We start from the raw sequence: 16,961 nt of genomic DNA, 5'->3' as shown, positions 1-16,961 counted from the left end.
CCCCTCCTCACCTCCACCCCGTGCCCGCCAGCGGACCACTATCGAGGCCGTGCAGGGGCGCAACTTCCGAGATGATCACCAGTGGCAACAACTCATCTGGCAGGCCGTCCATATCAAGGACACGTTGGGCAGCTTCAAAAATGCAATGATCAAGGTTCATGGTTTACTTTCTTAGGTAGACCAGTGCAGCCCCGATGAGGACAAGCACCAGCAGTTGCGGATACATAAAGGTCAGGCTTGCGGCTGCTGCAATCGACATGGGTCGCGTGCAGTTGAACCACAGCCCCAGTACAAAGACCGTGAGCAGGGCAGCGAAAATGCTCGATGTCAGATCGTCTCCTTGGGCTTCTTGCGGCGGGTCTTTGCCATCACGACGTTCTCCAGAGTGGCTTTCGGAACGTGTTCATGAATGCGCGTGTTTGCCTCACTGCTGCGGATCAAGCCCAGATCCCGCAGTGCCGCCAGCACAAAGCCTCCGGTGTTGATGGACTTGCCCGGGTGCAGGGCGCAGAAGCTTCTGGCTTTCAGCTTGGGCTCTTTGCTGACAATCGCCTCAATGGCCTGAGCCGAGGCCCATTCGTTGCACCACATTCCTTTGCCGCTGTTCTCGGCAATGCGCAGGTGCAAGGTGTTCTCGGTCTCGTGCTTGCCCACGATGTAGGTCAGCGTGCTGCGACCAGAGACTGATGGGCAGTCGCCGGTGTACAGGGGTTTGATGGGGTCGTTCATGAGTTCTCCGTTGTTTCAAATAAGGTGGCGAAAACATCGCGTCCAAAAAAATGCCACCTCAGCGGGTGGCGCGATGGCAATAGGACAGCAATGTTGGGTCAGCGTTTCGCGGCACATAGAGGACGACTCCAAAGCCGTCATCACTGAGCACCAAGGTCAGCTCGAACCAATCCTGATGGCGCTGTGCCACGTCACATTGACGATCCAGAAGCGGGAAGCCCAGCGCTCCATCGACTGCCGTCATATCGTCGTCAGGCTCCACGACCAAGACCTTGATCAGGGAACCCAGATCGGGGACGTCATAAGGCTCCAGCTCCTCGATGCAGCGTCCAATCAACTCACCCAGCTCCGTCCCGCTGACTGCGGCTTGGGCCAGATAGATAGCGTCTGAATCCGCGTACACATGCATAGAACTCCTTGTGGTGAAAAAAGAAAACCCGCCGAGGATTTCTCCAGGGCGGGTGATGAAGGGTTAGATGGTCAGTTGCGTCTGGCCTTGCGCATGGACACGGTGAATCCAGCGATAGCGATCAGTAAAGGGCCACCAAGCAATGCAGCAAACAGGGGTGGCAAGTCACCTGTGCCAAGCAAGGTGACACCTTTATCGATCAATCTGTATGTCAAGTCATTGAACCATGGCTTGGCCAGCGCGATCCCATGCCATATCACCATGACCAAGGCAAGCAGCAGTGCCCCGAGCCACACTCTTTTGAGTACGGTGTAGGTCGCTTGCGGCAGGAACGAGCACCACGCAATCACAGCAAGCAACGTAACCGCTACCAAGGTTGTGGGCCAGAGGTACATCACGACCAGCGTCCAAACACAGGCCGATACCAAAATGGTTGTGGCCCAGCGTGCGATGTACTCGCTCTTTGGCAACTGATCGATGGCCTGCAAATGCGGCCCTGACAGAGGCCCTCCGAACATCTTCAGCAGCAAGCCGCCAAGGATCATCGTCACGCTCAGAATGGTGTTGACCAAGCGGTCGTGCATCAGTCCATAGTTCGTGATCCGCCTTCCTCCCATTCCATCCAGCGCCACATCGCTGCTCAAGGCAAAGATCAGCATGGCGATGCCCACAAAAATGATCGCAGTTGAAATCCTCTTCATCTATGTTCCCTTCTTTATCTCTGCTCTGATTTCGGCTTCATGACGCTCTGTGACTTTGGTGATGTAGTAGCCTGCCAAAACAAGCAAGCACACGCCAATCCACCACGCGATGAAGAATCCAATGACGCAACCGCCCAGAAGCAAGCCCTGCGTCCAGTTCTCTCCTTTCGTGAATCGCTTGTTTGCAAGCGAGCGGATATGCGCATCGACCTTCTTCTGGGCCGCTGGGCTTACCGGCTCATCTTGTTCAGCCGTTGCGCTGCCTTGCAGTCGGCTCTCGATCGCCTGAATCTGTTGTTCAGCCTCCTTCTGGACTGATTCCTGAATGGCCTTTTCTTCTGCCTGTCTCAGTTGGGCTTGCGCTCTCTCCTCGCTGCGCCTGAGTTCAATCTCAGCGGCCTGTTCCCTTTGAAGCTCCGCCCTTCGCTCGGCAATCTTTGTGTTCAGATCCAATTTATTCCTCGCTCAGTAGGTTGTTCAGCACTGACCCCGCAACAGCAGAGCCAACGACCACGCCCGCTGCCCCGATAGCAGCTCCACGGCCCCTGCGCTTGGCAACGTCCTCCGCATGGATCACGTCGTCAATGCATCTGGCTGCTCTTGCTGCACGCTCGGATTCCGGCACCCGCCTCTCAAAAGTGACCATCAAGGTTTCCCTGTCTGCAACGACAAGGTGCCGCTGCATGACCTTCTCCATGAACACCAAGCGCCAGCCCTCCGACGCCATGGCATTGATGTAGGCTTCCAGCACTTCGGTTTCGATCCGGCCCTCTCCAAGCAGGAGCGAGCTGATCGCCCCATCGGCCACGTCGATGACCTTGTATTCGTACTCCATTGCGTTGACTCCTTTCAGGTGGTTGATGAATGAATTGATTGATCAATGAAATGACCTCGCTCGCGCAAACGCGCCCAAGATGCCCCCCGCCGAGCCAACCGCGACGCACAAGCGTGCTGCAACAGTGCTGTGCAATTCGGGGGACAGATTCAGATGAATGGGTAGAGCGAGGCGAACGTACTGACTCTGTGCATGTGATGTCAGGTCGCATTGCAGCGCCTCCGCCAAACGCGCCTAGCGGCATATGAGGCTGGCAAATCGGACGTCACAGTACATGACAAATAATGTCTATTTCAACAAATTAGATTCTGGCTGAATCTTCAACGTGAAACAACCATTACTGTCGAATTCCAAATGGACAGATATGGTCAAGAAGAAGGCGACAAGCAAGCCGTTAGCAGAATTGTTGGGAGTACGAATCGCAGAATTGCGAAAGTCCCGGCAATGGACTCAGGCGCAACTGGCCGAGCGCATTGAGGTTGAGCCAGAAACAATTAGCCGCTTTGAACGAGGAGCGACGGTACCGTCACTGCACACGCTCGAAAAGCTTGCTCAAGTGCTGCGGGCCAGCATTGGGGAGTTACTGGTGGAAAGCTCCACAGCTCCTGATGATCAAGCGACGCGCATCAGCGCATGGCTTTCCGATTTGACGCCCAATGATCGAGCACTTGTCACGGATGTTGTGAAGCGGCTGTGTGATCGATTGCGCTGATGTTCTTCGAACCCAGCCGAACAACGTCAGTGATTGGGTGATGCATGCGATCACGAAGCTCGGAGCTGGGGACGCATGAGCCCCCGGTGAAGACAGCGCGATTGATTGCAGAGACACTGGGTGTGTCCCTCGCCTACCTGTACTGTGAAGACGATCAATGTGCGCGACTATTGCTGGCACTTGAAGGCGTGAGCAAGCCGCAGAGAGACAAGAAGCTGACTCAGTGGCTGAGTGAGTTCGCCTGACGTTCGGGCAAGCTACTTTGCTGGAAGCCAAAATGACAAAAGCCCGTCCAATTTCTTGAACGGGCTTCTGAGAATCAAGTGGTGGCCTGGCGCGGAATCGAACCACGGACACGCGGATTTCAACATCTGCTGAGCCATCGAGACTGTCCACCGATGAGAAGATCGCGCTCCTCAGCGAGCCTTTTCTACGGCCGTACAGATGTGTGCCCGTCCAGTGGGAAAGCAAGACCAAGGGCAAGTCGGACTACGCGCCGTCCTACACGAGTAGGGTCAAGCGCGATTGGGCAGAACACCAGCGGCAACGTAGCGTGGCAAGAAATGCTGGGGGGGACTGCCGCCGGAGTCAAAGCGCGGGCTCCGGCGACCTCGGCGAATCCAGGGAGGTATGGTGCGTTCCAACAGCCGCAGAACGACTCCACTGACACCCGTAACAGGTGAATTCCCCCCACACTGTCGCAGCGGCTTTCCTTGGCAAATTAGTTGTTGCCCCCACCACCACCGCAAACTCCCTCATATCTAACGTGCACAGGGGTGTTCTCATCCGTCAGAGCCGGTGGCGATCCAGCCGATCCCGGCACCCAGGACAGGCCAGCAGCGGTGGAGGAGGATGTCACTCCGTCGAAGAGGGTGAAAGATGCGGGCCCGTAAGTAAATCCACTGGCAAACGGCGTCCCATTATCGATAGTGAGCTCGATCGTGTTCAAAACCAACGCATCTGTAGGCAGCCCAACCACATGGGTAGCTCCATCAGTACCGAAATAATACCAAGATAAATCAAAGTCATACTGACACTTCGTGTTCACGGTCAGCACCGCAGTGCTGCACACGGCGGCATTGGGTGAGGGGGCGCAAACCTGATAATTCACTGTGCAATTGCCGCTCCCCGGCACATCGTAGGTCGCCATACCGGTGCTGCTCACGCTGGAGTTGGTGCAGGTGCCGCCGGGTTCCAAAGTGAACAGACTTCCTGGCGGATAGGTGTCGTTTGGCGTTATGTCTGATGTGGCGCCAACAGTATTCGCAAGCTGAAGGGCCTCATCATCCACAGGAGTAACGACGGGAACCACAGGAACGACAGGAATGATGGTCAGCACAGCTGTGCTGCACACGGCGGCATTGGGTGACGGGGCGCAAACCTGATAATTCACTGTGCAATTGCCGCTTCCCGGCACATCGTAGGTCGCCGTGCCGGTGTTGCTTACGCTGGAGTTGGTGCAGGTGCCGCCGGGTTGCAACGTGAATAAACCTCCTGGTGGATAGGTATCGTTTGGCGTTACGTCTGAGGTGGCGCCAATGGCACCGGCAGGCCAGCTGGCCGTATCATCCACAGCCGTAACAACAGGAACCACAGGAATGACGGTCAGCACAGCTGTGCTGCACACGGCGGCATTGGGTGACGGTGCGCAAACCTGATAATTCACTGTGCAATTGCCGCTTCCCGGCACATCGTAGGTCGCCGTGCCGGTGTTGCTTACGCTGGAGTTGGTGCAGGTGCCGCCGGGTTGCAACGTGAACAAACTTCCTGGTGGATAAGAGTCGTTTGGCGTTACGTCTGAGTTGGCGCCAACGGCACCGGCAGGCCAGCTGGCCGTATCATCCACAGCCGTAACAACAGGAACCACAGGACCGGCGCTGGCACAGGCAAGTTGCACAGTACAGCTCTGATTAGGCGACAGTTGAGTGCCCACCACACAGTCTGTGGGAGGACTCAACAAACTGGTGCCGGTGCCCGGAGTCAGCGCCGTAATTTTGAGCAAGACGTTGGTATTATTTTTGACGGTATTGGCGTTGGTACCAGTGATGCTGAGCGTGCCGCCAGAACTGCTGTCCAGCGACAATGCGGTCAACACCTGACTCATCAGGTCTGTGGGTGTCATCGCGCTCAAGGCTAGCACACAGCCCATCATCAGCGAGGCCACCCTGCCAGTGATTGCCAGTTGGCGCCAAGCTAAGGCAAGCACCCCCAGAAGCAGCAACGCCAAGCCAAAGCCCGAGAGTGACGGCACAGCGGCTGGGGGGACCACTGGCTCTGCCGTGTAAACCAAATTCACGGAGCATGATGCAGCTGACTGCGCAAACGCCATTTTACCGGGGACAAGTCCCAGAAGCCCTGTGACTAGGGCGCCCGTCGGCAAATGCGCTCTCCGTGGATTTATCATGAATGTATCAAGTGTAATTTTTTCCATGAAATAACTACCAATTTCGAGGAGTAATAAATTCTACATATAACTGTCACAATTCACCCTCCTCCAGCAGAAATCGCATGATTGTTCAAAATTGTTCAACAACCTGCGACACAGAATTGGAAATATCCATGCCTATGGGCGACCATTCAAAAGGATGTTCGAAGACTTCGCCCTGATTTTCTTGCCTAACGGACTGCCAAAATCCCCCAGACACTTGCCACGAAAAATCCCCAATCGAGTAGAACGTCCTACAAGCGATTCTTTCGAGACAGGCAAGGGGTAAGGCACTCCTGTTTGGTCAAATTTTCAACTAGAAATCAATCAGTATTTCAGCCGCCTGCTAAGCGTGTCTCCCATAGAATTGCTTGGCTAGTATCGAGACAGCCGCGATAGTCAATCCCTTTTCAATCAGCCAAAAGACTCGAACCCCAACCTGACGCAAGGCAAGATCTTGAACCGCCATTTGAGATCACGACGTGAGGAGCTGGGCTGGTCTCAGGAAAAAGTGGAGGTGCTGATCGGCATTGAAGAATCGTCGAGCCGTGCTCGGATCAGCCGATATGAGTTGAGGACGCATGAGCTCCCGGTGAAGACGGCACGATTGATTGCAGAAACACTTGGTGTGCCCCTCGCCTACCTGTACTGTGAAGACGATCAATGTGCGCGACTATTGCTGGCACTTGAAGGCGTGAGCAAGTCGTAGAGAGACAAGAACTGACTCAGTGGCTGAGTGAGTTCGCCTGACGTTCGGGCAAGCTACTTTGCTGGAAGCCAGAACGACAAAAGCCCGTCCAATTTCTTGAACGGGCTTCTGAGAATCAAGTGGTGGCCTGGCGCGGAATCGAACCACGGACACGCGGATTTTCAATCCGCTGCTCTACCAACTGAGCTACCGGGCCACTTGGGGAAGACTTGAATTATATACAGATTTTTTTGCTTTTTTTGCAAATCGCCGAAAAATTTCTGTTTTTTGAATTCTTCGTCATCCTCGTTTGTTGCGGCCCAAGTCTACACCGAGTTGGCGCAGCTTTCGGTAAAGATGGGTGCGCTCGAGACCTGTTTTTTCCGCGACGCGGGTCATGGAGCCGCCTTCGCGGGCTAGATGAAACTCAAAGTACGCTTTTTCGAATCCGTCGCGTGCTTCGCGCAGCGGTCTGTCGAGATCGAAGCCCTGATGCGACATGGGGCCTTGGTCCACTTCGGCGACCATGGCGACAGCGGTTGGCGATGCGCCTGCCACGCCATTGAGCGCCGGAGCACCTGTACCGTTGCTCGCGACCTTGGCCGGAGCACCGTTCTGACCGGGTGCGCCCGAAGCCTGCGCCTGCGAGCTGCTGCCGTTGCCCGTGCTGCGCGCCAGACCCTGCTCCACTGCCTTGAGCAGCTTCTGCATGGTGATGGGCTTTTCGAGGAACGAGAAGGCGCCGATGCGCGTGGCTTCCACCGCCGTGTCGATGGTGGCGTGGCCGCTCATCATGATGACGGGCATGTTCAGCATGCCGGATGTGGCCCATTCCTTGAGCAGAGACACGCCATCGGTATCAGGCATCCAGATGTCGAGCAGCACCAGATCGTAGACATTGTCCAGACGTGCGTTGCGAGCCTGGGTGGCGTTTTCTGCGAGGTCCACGCTGTGACCCTCGTCGTTCAGGATTTCAGACAACAGGTCCCGGATTCCCAGCTCGTCGTCAACCACCAGAATGTTTGCCATGTGTTTAGATACACCCTTGTTGCACGATATGCGCGTGTTGTTAAAGTGCTGAAGCGATGTCCGAAGGGAATGATAGCGACACTTGTGCCCCTTTCACCACATCGTTTTCCACACGATTGACCAAATCGACACGCGCGCCGTGTTCATCTGCTATTTTTTTCACCACCGCGAGCCCCAATCCCGTGCCGCGCGGCTTAGTCGTAACGTAAGGCTCAAACGCCCGTTGCAGTATATGCGCCGGGAAGCCCGGCCCCGAGTCTGACACAGTCAGGCGCACACGATTGGATGTGTCACTCAAAACGGTGCTGATCCGTACCGGCTTGGCGGGCTCTGCGCTTTGCTCCGCCGCCTGTTGCGTGGCGTCCTGGGCATTTTGTAAAAGATTATGTATGACCTGCCTCAACTGCTGGGCATCCCCGTTGATGTGCGGGTTGCGGGGGTCCAGATCGGCATCCACGGTCACGGTGGCGTTCTCGGAACCATAGAGATGCAGCACGTCGTTGACCAGCGCATTGAGATCGAGTTGGTGCAGTTCGGCGGCGGGCAGGCGCGCATAGTCGCGGAATTCGTTGACCAGCCGCTTCATCGCATCCACCTGCTCGACGATGGTCTTGACCGACTTGTTGAGCACAGCCTGCTCGGCTGGCGGGACCTTGCCGTCGAGCTTCATCGCCAGGCGCTCGGCCGACAACTGAATCGGCGTGAGCGGGTTCTTGATCTCGTGCGCCAGACGCCGCGCCACTTCGCCCCAGGCCTGTGCGCGCTGGGCGGAGACGATTTCGGAGATGTCATCGAACACCAGCAGGCGCGCGCCGCCGGGCAACTCTGCACCACGCGCCACCAGGCTGGTGCCTTGCGTGCCGACGACGCCCGAGGGCGGCGCATCAAGTTCGAAAGGATGTTGCCAGTGATCGAGCCCATGGTGCGTGCGCTCGCGATGGAACTCGTCGAAATGGTTCTGCACCGCAGTCGCGAACTCGGCAAGCCCCGGCACATCGGCCAGCGGCTTGCCTTCGAACGCGGCCATCGGCGCACGCAGAATGCGCGTCGCGCCGGGGTTGGACGAAAGAATCGTGCCCATGGCATCCAGCACGATCACGCCAGCGGTGAGGTTGTCCTGAATCGTCTGCAGATTGGCGCGCGCGGCATCGACCTCGCCCATGCTGCGCTCGACCGCCGCACGTGCGTCGGCAAGCTGCTGGGTCATCGTCGCAAACGAGCGCGTGAGGCCGCCGAGTTCGTCGTTGCTCTGGATCACCGCTTTCGGACTCAGATTGCCCGCAGCCACTTCGCGCACGCCATCGGCCAGCAACAGCAGCGGTCGCACCAGTTGATTGCCGAGCAGCACCGCCAGCAGCACCGCGCCGAACACCGCGAGGAACAGGCTGAGCGTGAGCGTGCCTATGTACATGCGCCGCAGGCCGCCACGGGCGAGCGCCCGCTCCTGATACTCGCGATTGGCCTCCTGCACCGCGATGGCGTTGGCCACGAGCGCGGGTGGCAGCGAAACCGTGGCCTGCAGAAAGCGCGGCTCGACCAGCAAGCCGAGCGTCGGCGTGCTGACCAACACCAGCGCCTTCACGCGCGCGTTGTCTTCCGCCTTGGCGGTGGTGATGTCGTCCAGCCCCTCGATCTGGAACGTCATGCGCTCCTGCCGCGCATTGCGCAACTGCTGCGGCGTGGGGCGATCCGGATTGAGCGAGAAGCGCGACTGCCCGGCACTCGCGACTGGTTGGCCAGACGCGTTCCAGAGAACGATGTCGGAAGCACCCAACTGGTCCTTGATGCGATCGAGCACCAGCCCGGCAGCGGCGTCCGGCACCTGCGCGAGCTGGGTGCTGGATTCGCGGGTCTTGGAGCCGATATCCGCGCCCATGGTGTCGAGCGTCACGCGCGCAAGGCTCACGCCCGAGGACAGTGCGCCTTCGACACGCACGTCGAACCAGCTCTCGATCGAGCGCGAAACGAATTGGTAGGACACCACATAGATCAGCAGCCCGGGAATCACGCCGACCACGCCGAAGATGCCTGCCAGCTTCATCAGCAGGCGGCTGCCGAAACGCCCGCGCTTCAGACGCATGGCAAGCCGCAGCGCGCCCCAGGCCAGCACGGCCAGAAGCAGCACCGCGACCAGCACGTTCACGCCCATCAGCCAAGCGAAATTGCGCTCGTAGAGATCGCGGTTGTTGGTGGCCTGGGTGAGCAGGAACAGCAGCACCAGGCCGATCGCGCACATCAGCGCCGCGCCGATTCCGAGAGCCCAGCGCATGGTGCGGCCACGGCTTTTCTGCTTGCGAGCAGCCTCCGAAATCTGTGCGGGCTGCTGCGGCGCGGTCACTTGGTGGTCTCCACCGTCGTGCTGTTCAGGCGCACGCTGCGAGAGAGTGAAAGGCTCCATCCCGAGCGGCCCACGGTGCTGAGCTGCAGCGGCCTTGGAAGCTGCGACATGTCGAGGCGGAATTGAAAATGCAGCGTCTGCGTGCCGTTGTCATCGAGCACATCGCTGCCCGCCACGTTCCAGCGCGAGATCCGCTGCATGACGGCCAGCGCATCACCCAGCTCTTCGAAGTTCTGTCCCAGCGACACGCCAAGGCCATTGTCGGCAAACGGTGCAGAGGATTGGCTCAGTCGCCAGCGGCGCGTGAGCGGCTGGTAGCTCAGGCGCATGTGGCGCGTGGCCTGCGCGACCACTTTGTCGGACCAGTACCAGCGCTCGCGCACGATCTGCGACTCGGCCACGAAGTACATGGCGATGCCTTTGTAGAGCGCGTCCTCGACCTGATCGGGCAGCTCGAAGCGCATGCTGGTCGACAGCAGCAGGCCGTCGGCAGTCTGATGGAGTTTGAAGTCGGCGATCTCGCTGCGGCTTTGCGCCTGATCGGCAAAACCCGTCACCGGAGCCCACAGGCCGGCCAGCGCACCCACCAGAAGCGCCAAGCGCAGCCACCACGCAATCATCCTGCCGCGTGCATTCAACTCACGCAGCCAGCTTTTGCAGAAGTGCGTAGTAAAAGCCGTCATGGTCACCTATCGCATTCTCGCGGAGCTTGTCATCTCCCGCAGGATGACCGGGCATTAAATGGCCTGGCGAGGTGAGTAAAGCGGCATCAGTGTTGCGCGAGAGAAACGCTTTGACTTGGCTCTGCCCTTCCACATGGAAGATCGAGCAGGTGCAGTAAAGCAGCTTGCCGCCCGGTTTGAGCAGCGGCCAGAGCGCAGCGAGCAGTCGCTCCTGCAGCTTGGCGAGCTGCGGCAGATCGCTCTCGCGGCGCAGCCAGCGCACATCGGGATGGCGGCGCACGATGCCCGCAGCGCTGCAAGGCGCGTCGAGCAAGATGGCGTCGAACTGCGCCTTGCCATTGGCCTTGGGCCACCATTCATCCACCAGGCCGGCATCGGTCACGAGCACCTGCGCCTTGAGCTGCAAACGCTCCAGCGTCTCGCCGATGCGGCGGGCACGCTCGCCGTCCATCTCCAGCGCCGTCACTTGCCAGTTCTGCTGAGGTCCAGCCAGTTCAAGCAGGTGAGCCGTCTTGCCGCCCGGTGCGGCGCAGGCGTCGAGAACCTGCAGCGGCTGATTCTGATCCAGCCCCGCCGTGATCAGCGGAGCGGCCAGTTGCGCGGCCGCATCCTGCACCGAGACATCGCCCACGTCAAAGCCCGGCAACTGCAAAACCGGCGCCGCCTGTTGAAGTTCGATGCCGTGGCCACCCACGCGCGTGCCTGCAAGGCCTTTGGCCTCAAGCTGGGACAGGTATTCGTCGACCGTGCTGCGCAGCGCGTTGATCCGCAGCGTCATCGGAGCATGCGCGTTGTTGGCCGCGAGAATCTGTTGCCAGTGATCCGGATAGTCCTTCTGCACAGCGCGAATCCACCACAGCGGATGGTTCCACTGCGCGACGGGGTCCTTGTCAGTCGCGGCGACCAGCGCATCGCGCTCGCGCAGAAAACGGCGCAGGCAGGCGTTCACAAAGCCCGCCTGACCACGCATCGCCGAATTGCGCTTGGCCGCTTCGACGGCCTGACTCACCAGCGTGAACGGAGGATACGGAGCCGCTTCTTCCTGCCATGCCAATGCGAGCGCCGTGCACAGCAGGTTGTCCACGCGCGGCGGTGGATTGCGCGGAGCCAGCTCCTTGCGCAGCGCCTGCGCGCGGCCCAGTTGGCGCAGGGACTGGAACAGCAAAGCCTGCACGCCGGGGCGCAGACTGCGCTCGACCTGTTCGAGCACGGCCGTGGCCGATTGGCCTTCGCGCACGGATTGCAGGCACTTGGCGGCCGCGTCGAGCTGCTTCCACAAGGCGACGCCCTGCTGCTCCGGCGAGCCGTTCTGCGCGCGTGGTTGTGAGGATGTTGTCTTCTTGGACTGAGTCGCCATAAGCCGAAAAACCAATCAAGGCAGCCAGGTGCTGATCGAAACCGATCAAAGCATCAGTGCCTGCTTGAAGCCGAAAACCCAGGCCAGCACGTTGGCGGGAAACTGAGTCACGGCCTTGTTGTAATGATCCACCGCTGCATTGAATTGCGCGATAGCGAGATCGATTTGAGTGCGTTGATGTGCACTTCGTTCAATGAGTGAATTGAGCACCGTCGCGCCACTCGCATCCGCATCGTCGCCCTCTTGCGAGGGCTGAGCCTGCGATGCATCCACCAGCGCCGTCCATGCCGCGTCCAGCACCTTGCCTGCTGCCACGAGCGCCGAGCCCGCATGCTCGTCAAGCGGGCGTGAGCGCATCACCGCCAGCGATGCCGCGTACTGCGTGCCCGATGCGCGCAAGGCCTCGTGCAGTTGCGCATCCCGAGGCACGCGCGGACCGCTGACGGCTGCGTCGTACTCGCCCAGCAGCGCGGTGCGCCGAAGCAGCTCGGCATCCAGCGCACCGAAGGCCTGGATGGCCGCCGAACGCAATCGCACCAGACGGTTGTACGCCCCCACGGCCCAGAACACCAGCACGGCAAGAACGATGAGCCAGCCTGTCAGGAACATGGGTTGCGGTCCGGTGAATGGAGACGTTGAGAACGACGGGTCGTGCGGTGCATGCCTCGCAATGTAGAGCACTTTCGCGATCTGCACTGCTCACAAAAAGAAAAACTCCCGCACTATCCGTGCAATGCACGGCAGGGCGGGAGTGCTCCGATCAGCCCGAAGGGCCGATCTCAGCGCGGGCTACGGCTCAATCCGCAGCAGCAGCGCTTTGGTCCTGAGCGGTCGGCTCGGTGACGTCGTCCGAGGAATCACCGGCAGTCGCCAGTTCTTCGGCTTCGGCGTCGGCAATCGCACGGCGCTCGGCTTCGTCCATCGTGTCCTTGGCCTTGCGGGCCTCGTGGTATGCGAGACCGGTACCAGCGGGGATCAGACGACCCACGATGACGTTTTCCTTCAGGCCACGCAGCTCGTCGCGCTTGCCCATGATGGCAGCTTCGGTGAGCACGCGGGTCGTTTCTTGGAAGGAAGCGGCCGAGATGAACGAGTCGGTGGACAGCGATGCCTTCGTGATACCCAACAGAATGTTGGAGTACGTTGCCGGGATCTTGCCGTCCTTTTGCAGCGCTTCGTTCGTGTTGAGGATTTCCGAACGCTCGACTTGTTCACCTGCAATGTAGGTGGACTCGCCAGTGTTCTCGACCACAACGCGACGCAGCATCTGGCGCACGATCACTTCAATGTGCTTGTCATTGATCTTCACGCCCTGCAAGCGGTACACGTCCTGCACTTCGTCAACGATGTAGCGTGCCAGTTCCTCGATGCCGAGCAGACGCAGGATGTCCTGTGGATCTGCCGGGCCGTCGACGACCAGTTCGCCCTTGTTCACGACCTGGCCTTCGTGGACCAGCACGTTCTTTTCCTTCGGAACCAGTTCGTCCCAGACCTTGCCTTCCGGATCGGTGATCTGCAAACGGACCTTGCCCTTGGTTTCCTTGCCGAACGAGATCGTGCCGGTCATTTCGGCCAGCATGCCCTTGTCCTTTGGCGAACGCGCTTCGAACAGTTCGGCCACACGTGGCAGACCACCGGTAATGTCGCGGGTCTTCTGACCTTCGACCGGGATACGGGCCAGCACTTCGCCTGGACCCACGTCCTGATCGTCACGCACTTGGATCAGCGCGCCGACCTGGAAGCCGATCGTCACCGAGTGATCGGTGCCGGGGATCTTCACTTCCTGACCGTTCGCGTCGATCAGCTTGACCTGTGGACGCACCACCTTGGCGGAGCCACGACGCTTCGGATCGATCACCACCAGCGTGGACAGACCGGTCACTTCGTCGACCTGCTTCGCAACGGTGAGGCCTTCCTCGACGTTTTCGAACTTCACGCGACCAGCGTATTCGGTGATGATCGGGCGTGTCAGTGGATCCCAGTTGGCGAGAATCGCGCCAGCCTTGATCACCTGATCGGCCTTCACGGTCAACGTGGCACCGTATGGCACCTTGTGACGCTCACGCTCGCGACCGTTGTCGCTGATGACGATTTCGCCGGAACGGGAAATCACCACCAGTTCACCCTTGGTGTTGGTCACGTAGCGCATCGTGCTGTTGAAGCTGATCGAACCATTCGACTTGGCTTCCACGCTCGAGGCGATGGCTGCACGCGAAGCCGCACCACCGATGTGGAACGTACGCATGGTCAGCTGGGTACCTGGTTCGCCGATGGACTGGGCAGCGATCACACCCACGGCTTCGCCATGGTTGATCAGGCCGCCGCGGCCCAAGTCGCGACCGTAGCACTTGGCGCACAGGCCGTAGCGGGTTTCGCAGGTCAGGGCTGTACGCACCTTCACTTCGTCCACGCCTTGAGCTTCGATCTCTTCGATCAGGTCTTCTTCCAGCATCGTGCCGGCAGTCACCAGCACCGCACGGGTTTCGGGGTGCAGGATGTCTTCGGCAGCCACGCGGCCGAGGATACGGTCACGCAGCGATTCGATGGTTTCACCGCCTTCGACGATGGCGCGCATCAGCGAACCATTGTGGGTGCCGCAATCCTGCTCGTTCACCACGAGGTCTTGCGTCACGTCCACCAGACGACGTGTCAGGTAACCCGAGTTCGCCGTCTTCAACGCCGTATCCGCCAGACCCTTACGGGCACCGTGGGTGGAGATGAAGTACTGCAACACGTTCAGGCCTTCGCGGAAGTTCGCGGTGATAGGCGTCTCGATGATGGAGCCGTCAGGCTTGGCCATCAGACCACGCATACCTGCGAGCTGGCGAATCTGAGCCGCGGAACCGCGGGCGCCGGAGTCGGCCATCATGTAAATCGAATTGAACGATTCCTGATCGACTTCGTTGCCGTGACGGTCAATGGTCTTTTGCTTGGCCAACTGGGCCATCATGACCTTGGAGACTTCGTCACCTGCCTTGCCCCAGATGTCCACGACCTTGTTGTAGCGTTCGCCCGTGGTCACGAGACCGGAGACGTACTGCTGCTCGATCTCTTTGACTTCCTTCTCGGCACGACCGATGATTTCCGCCTTCTGTGGCGGCACCAGCATGTCGTCCACGCAGATGGAAATACCGGCACGCGTGGCCAGACGGAAACCGTTTTGCAGCAGCTTGTCTGCAAACACGACCGTTTCCTTCAGACCGCACTTGCGGAAGCTGGTGTTGATCAGCTTGGAGATTTCCTTCTTCTTGAGCGCCTTGTTCATGTTGGAGAACGGCAGGCCCTTGGGAAGAATTTCGGACAGCAGAGCGCGGCCGACGGTGGTTTCCACGAGGCCGGTCTCGGGCTCGAATTCGCCCGTGGCCTTGTTCTTGGTCCACTCGGTCAGACGCACGGTGATGCGCGCTGCGAGTTCGGCTTCACCAGCGTCCAGAGCGCGTTGCACTTCGCCGATGTCAGCGAACACCAGGCCTTCACCCTTGCCGTTGATCTTGTCACGGGTGGCGTGATAAAGACCCAGCACCACGTCCTGCGAAGGAACGATGGAAGGTTCGCCCGAAGCCGGGAACAGCACGTTGTTCGATGCCAGCATCAGTGTGCGGGCTTCGAGCTGCGCTTCCACCGACAGCGGAACGTGGACAGCCATCTGGTCACCGTCGAAGTCGGCGTTGAACGCCGCGCAGACGAGTGGGTGCAGCTGGATGGCCTTGCCTTCGATGAGGATGGGCTCGAACGCCTGAATGCCCAAACGGTGCAGCGTAGGCGCACGGTTCAGCATGATCGGGTGTTCCTTGATGACCTCTTCCAGGATGTCCCACACGACTGGCGTGCCGGCTTCCACTTCCTTCTTGGCAGCCTTGATGGTCGTGGCGATGCCCATCGCTTCGAGGCGCGAGAAGATGAATGGCTTGAAGAGTTCCAAAGCCATCAGCTTTGGCAGACCGCACTGGTGCAGCTTGAGGTAAGGACCCACGGTAATCACGGAACGACCGGAGTAGTCCACGCGCTTGCCCAGCAAGTTCTGACGGAAACGACCGCTCTTGCCCTTGATCATGTCGGCCAGCGACTTGAGGGCACGCTTGTTCGCACCAGTCATCGCCTTGCCGCGACGGCCGTTGTCCAGCAGCGAGTCAACCGCTTCCTGCAGCATGCGCTTTTCGTTGCGCGCGATGATTTCAGGAGCCTTCAGCTCCAGCAGGCGACGCAGACGCGAGTTGCGGTTGATGACGCGGCGATACAGATCGTTCAGATCGGACGTAGCGAAGCGGCCACCATCCAGCGGCACCAGCGGACGCAGGTCCGGTGGCAGCACGGGCAGCACTTCCAGCACCATCCACTCGGGCTTGATGCCGGACTTCTTGAACGCTTCCAGAACCTTCAGGCGCTTGGCGTTCTTCTTGACCTTGACTTCGGAGCCGGTCAGATCGCCACGCAGGCGCTCGATTTCCATATCGATGTCGATACCTTCGAGCAGATCCTTGATGCCTTCAGCGCCCATCTTGGCGATGAATTCATCACCGTATTCCTTGCGCTTGGCGTCGTAGTCGTCCTCGGACATGATGCCGAACTTCTTCAGCGGAGTCATGCCCGGGTCGGTCACCACGTAGGCTTCGAAGTACAGCACGCGTTCGATGTCGCGCAGCGTCATGTCGAGCACCAGGCCCAGACGCGACGGCAGCGACTTCAGGAACCAGATGTGCGCGCAAGGAGCGGCCAGGTCGATGTGACCCATGCGCTCGCGGCGAACCTTGGTCTGCGTGACTTCAACGCCGCACTTCTCGCAGATCACACCGCGGTGCTTGAGGCGCTTGTACTTGCCGCAAAGGCATTCGTAGTCCTTGATGGGGCCGAAGATCTTTGCGCAGAACAGACCATCGCGCTCTGGCTTGAACGTGCGGTAGTTGATCGTCTCAGGCTTCTTCACCTCGCCGAAAGACCACGAACGGATCTTCTCGGGCGAAGCCATGCCGATCTTGATGGCATCGAAATGCTCATCAGGCGTGAATTGCTTGAACAGGTCGAGTAACGATTTCATGGACTCTTTCCCTTTTCAAT

General features: G+C 59.3%; 15 protein-coding genes and 1 tRNA gene. 2 read left to right on the top strand and 14 right to left on the bottom strand.

Translation table 11 applies throughout. The features are described 5' to 3' along the window. Positions 1-7: 7 nt before the first annotated feature. The 6 genes from G7048_RS14005 to G7048_RS13980 all read right to left on the bottom strand — a co-directional run bounded on the left by G7048_RS14005 (position 8) and on the right by G7048_RS13980 (position 2,674). Positions 8-160, bottom strand: coding sequence for a hypothetical protein (locus tag G7048_RS14005; protein WP_166068727.1), 153 nt, complete (start codon positions 158-160; stop codon positions 8-10). Between the two features lie 167 nt (positions 161-327). Further along, on the bottom strand, positions 328-729 hold the full coding sequence (locus tag G7048_RS14000) for a hypothetical protein (protein ID WP_166068726.1): 402 nt from the start codon (positions 727-729) through the stop codon (positions 328-330). A gap of 58 nt (positions 730-787) precedes the next feature. After that, the gene (locus G7048_RS13995) at positions 788-1,138 is read right to left on the bottom strand and encodes a hypothetical protein (RefSeq protein ID WP_166068725.1); all 351 of its coding nucleotides are present in this window, start codon (positions 1,136-1,138) and stop codon (positions 788-790) included. A 71-nt stretch (positions 1,139-1,209) separates the two neighbouring features. Beyond that, entirely contained in the window at positions 1,210-1,839 is a 630-nt protein-coding gene (locus G7048_RS13990) for a hypothetical protein (protein ID WP_166068724.1), read from the bottom strand. Further along, complete coding sequence (locus G7048_RS13985) at positions 1,840-2,292, bottom strand: hypothetical protein (RefSeq protein WP_166068723.1); 453 nt, start codon at positions 2,290-2,292, stop codon at positions 1,840-1,842. It lies immediately after the preceding gene. A gap of 1 nt (position 2,293) precedes the next feature. Then, the gene (locus tag G7048_RS13980; RefSeq protein WP_166068722.1) at positions 2,294-2,674 is read right to left on the bottom strand and encodes a DUF4177 domain-containing protein; all 381 of its coding nucleotides are present in this window, start codon (positions 2,672-2,674) and stop codon (positions 2,294-2,296) included. Positions 2,675-3,038: 364 nt separating this feature from the next. On the opposite strand from G7048_RS13980, the gene G7048_RS13975 reads away from it, so the two are divergent. Beyond that, on the top strand, positions 3,039-3,386 hold the full coding sequence (locus G7048_RS13975; RefSeq protein WP_166068721.1) for a helix-turn-helix domain-containing protein: 348 nt from the start codon (positions 3,039-3,041) through the stop codon (positions 3,384-3,386). 721 nt (positions 3,387-4,107) lie between these two features. Here G7048_RS13975 and G7048_RS13970 read toward each other — a convergent pair. After that, positions 4,108-5,715 carry a midcut-by-XrtH protein gene (locus tag G7048_RS13970; protein WP_240933327.1) on the bottom strand — a complete coding sequence of 536 codons (1,608 nt, stop codon included), beginning with the start codon at positions 5,713-5,715 and terminating at the stop codon, positions 4,108-4,110. Between the two features lie 607 nt (positions 5,716-6,322). Between G7048_RS13970 and G7048_RS28780 the strand changes: the two genes are divergently transcribed. After that, positions 6,323-6,520 carry a helix-turn-helix domain-containing protein gene (locus G7048_RS28780; protein ID WP_371747702.1) on the top strand — a complete coding sequence of 66 codons (198 nt, stop codon included), beginning with the start codon at positions 6,323-6,325 and terminating at the stop codon, positions 6,518-6,520. A gap of 120 nt (positions 6,521-6,640) precedes the next feature. Here the strand turns inward: G7048_RS28780 and G7048_RS13960 are convergent. From G7048_RS13960 to rpoC, 7 genes are all read right to left on the bottom strand, one after another. Next, positions 6,641-6,716, bottom strand: a tRNA-Phe gene (locus G7048_RS13960). A gap of 83 nt (positions 6,717-6,799) precedes the next feature. Beyond that, positions 6,800-7,528 carry a response regulator gene (locus tag G7048_RS13955; RefSeq protein WP_166068718.1) on the bottom strand — a complete coding sequence of 243 codons (729 nt, stop codon included), beginning with the start codon at positions 7,526-7,528 and terminating at the stop codon, positions 6,800-6,802. 40 nt (positions 7,529-7,568) lie between these two features. Then, positions 7,569-9,797 carry a PAS domain-containing sensor histidine kinase gene (locus tag G7048_RS13950; protein WP_166070972.1) on the bottom strand — a complete coding sequence of 743 codons (2,229 nt, stop codon included), beginning with the start codon at positions 9,795-9,797 and terminating at the stop codon, positions 7,569-7,571. A gap of 65 nt (positions 9,798-9,862) precedes the next feature. After that, positions 9,863-10,549: a DUF4390 domain-containing protein gene (locus G7048_RS13945; protein ID WP_240932984.1), complete on the bottom strand. Its 687-nt coding sequence runs from the start codon at positions 10,547-10,549 to the stop codon at positions 9,863-9,865. Beyond that, complete coding sequence (rsmB, locus tag G7048_RS13940) at positions 10,506-11,906, bottom strand: 16S rRNA (cytosine(967)-C(5))-methyltransferase RsmB (protein ID WP_166068717.1); 1,401 nt, start codon at positions 11,904-11,906, stop codon at positions 10,506-10,508. Before rsmB ends, G7048_RS13945 begins: the two co-directional genes overlap by 44 nt. Before the next feature lie 45 nt (positions 11,907-11,951). Then, entirely contained in the window at positions 11,952-12,515 is a 564-nt protein-coding gene (locus G7048_RS13935; protein ID WP_166068716.1) for a LemA family protein, read from the bottom strand. Between the two features lie 187 nt (positions 12,516-12,702). After that, positions 12,703-16,941 carry a DNA-directed RNA polymerase subunit beta' gene (gene rpoC, locus G7048_RS13930; protein WP_166068715.1) on the bottom strand — a complete coding sequence of 1,413 codons (4,239 nt, stop codon included), beginning with the start codon at positions 16,939-16,941 and terminating at the stop codon, positions 12,703-12,705. Positions 16,942-16,961: the final 20 nt, after the last annotated feature.

The organism is Diaphorobacter sp. HDW4B (genome assembly GCF_011305535.1).
Classification (GTDB): Bacteria; Pseudomonadota; Gammaproteobacteria; order Burkholderiales; family Burkholderiaceae_C; genus Diaphorobacter_A.
This window is presented reverse-complemented; position numbering and strand designations above follow the sequence as displayed.

Coding starts and splice junctions, on each gene's coding strand:
- G7048_RS13980 (WP_166068722.1), bottom strand. CDS start 2,674: ATGGAGTACGAATACAAGGTCATCGACGTGGCCGATGGGGCGATCAGC.
- rpoC (WP_166068715.1), bottom strand. CDS start 16,941: ATGAAATCGTTACTCGACCTGTTCAAGCAATTCACGCCTGATGAGCAT.
- G7048_RS14005 (WP_166068727.1), bottom strand. CDS start 160: ATGAACCTTGATCATTGCATTTTTGAAGCTGCCCAACGTGTCCTTGAT.
- G7048_RS13945 (WP_240932984.1), bottom strand. CDS start 10,549: ATGACGGCTTTTACTACGCACTTCTGCAAAAGCTGGCTGCGTGAGTTG.
- G7048_RS13935 (WP_166068716.1), bottom strand. CDS start 12,515: ATGTTCCTGACAGGCTGGCTCATCGTTCTTGCCGTGCTGGTGTTCTGG.
- G7048_RS13975 (WP_166068721.1), top strand. CDS start 3,039: ATGGTCAAGAAGAAGGCGACAAGCAAGCCGTTAGCAGAATTGTTGGGA.
- rsmB (WP_166068717.1), bottom strand. CDS start 11,906: ATGGCGACTCAGTCCAAGAAGACAACATCCTCACAACCACGCGCGCAG.
- G7048_RS13955 (WP_166068718.1), bottom strand. CDS start 7,528: ATGGCAAACATTCTGGTGGTTGACGACGAGCTGGGAATCCGGGACCTG.
- G7048_RS13970 (WP_240933327.1), bottom strand. CDS start 5,715: ATGGCGTTTGCGCAGTCAGCTGCATCATGCTCCGTGAATTTGGTTTAC.
- G7048_RS13995 (WP_166068725.1), bottom strand. CDS start 1,138: ATGCATGTGTACGCGGATTCAGACGCTATCTATCTGGCCCAAGCCGCA.
- G7048_RS14000 (WP_166068726.1), bottom strand. CDS start 729: ATGAACGACCCCATCAAACCCCTGTACACCGGCGACTGCCCATCAGTC.
- G7048_RS13990 (WP_166068724.1), bottom strand. CDS start 1,839: ATGAAGAGGATTTCAACTGCGATCATTTTTGTGGGCATCGCCATGCTG.
- G7048_RS13950 (WP_166070972.1), bottom strand. CDS start 9,797: ATGCGCTGGGCTCTCGGAATCGGCGCGGCGCTGATGTGCGCGATCGGC.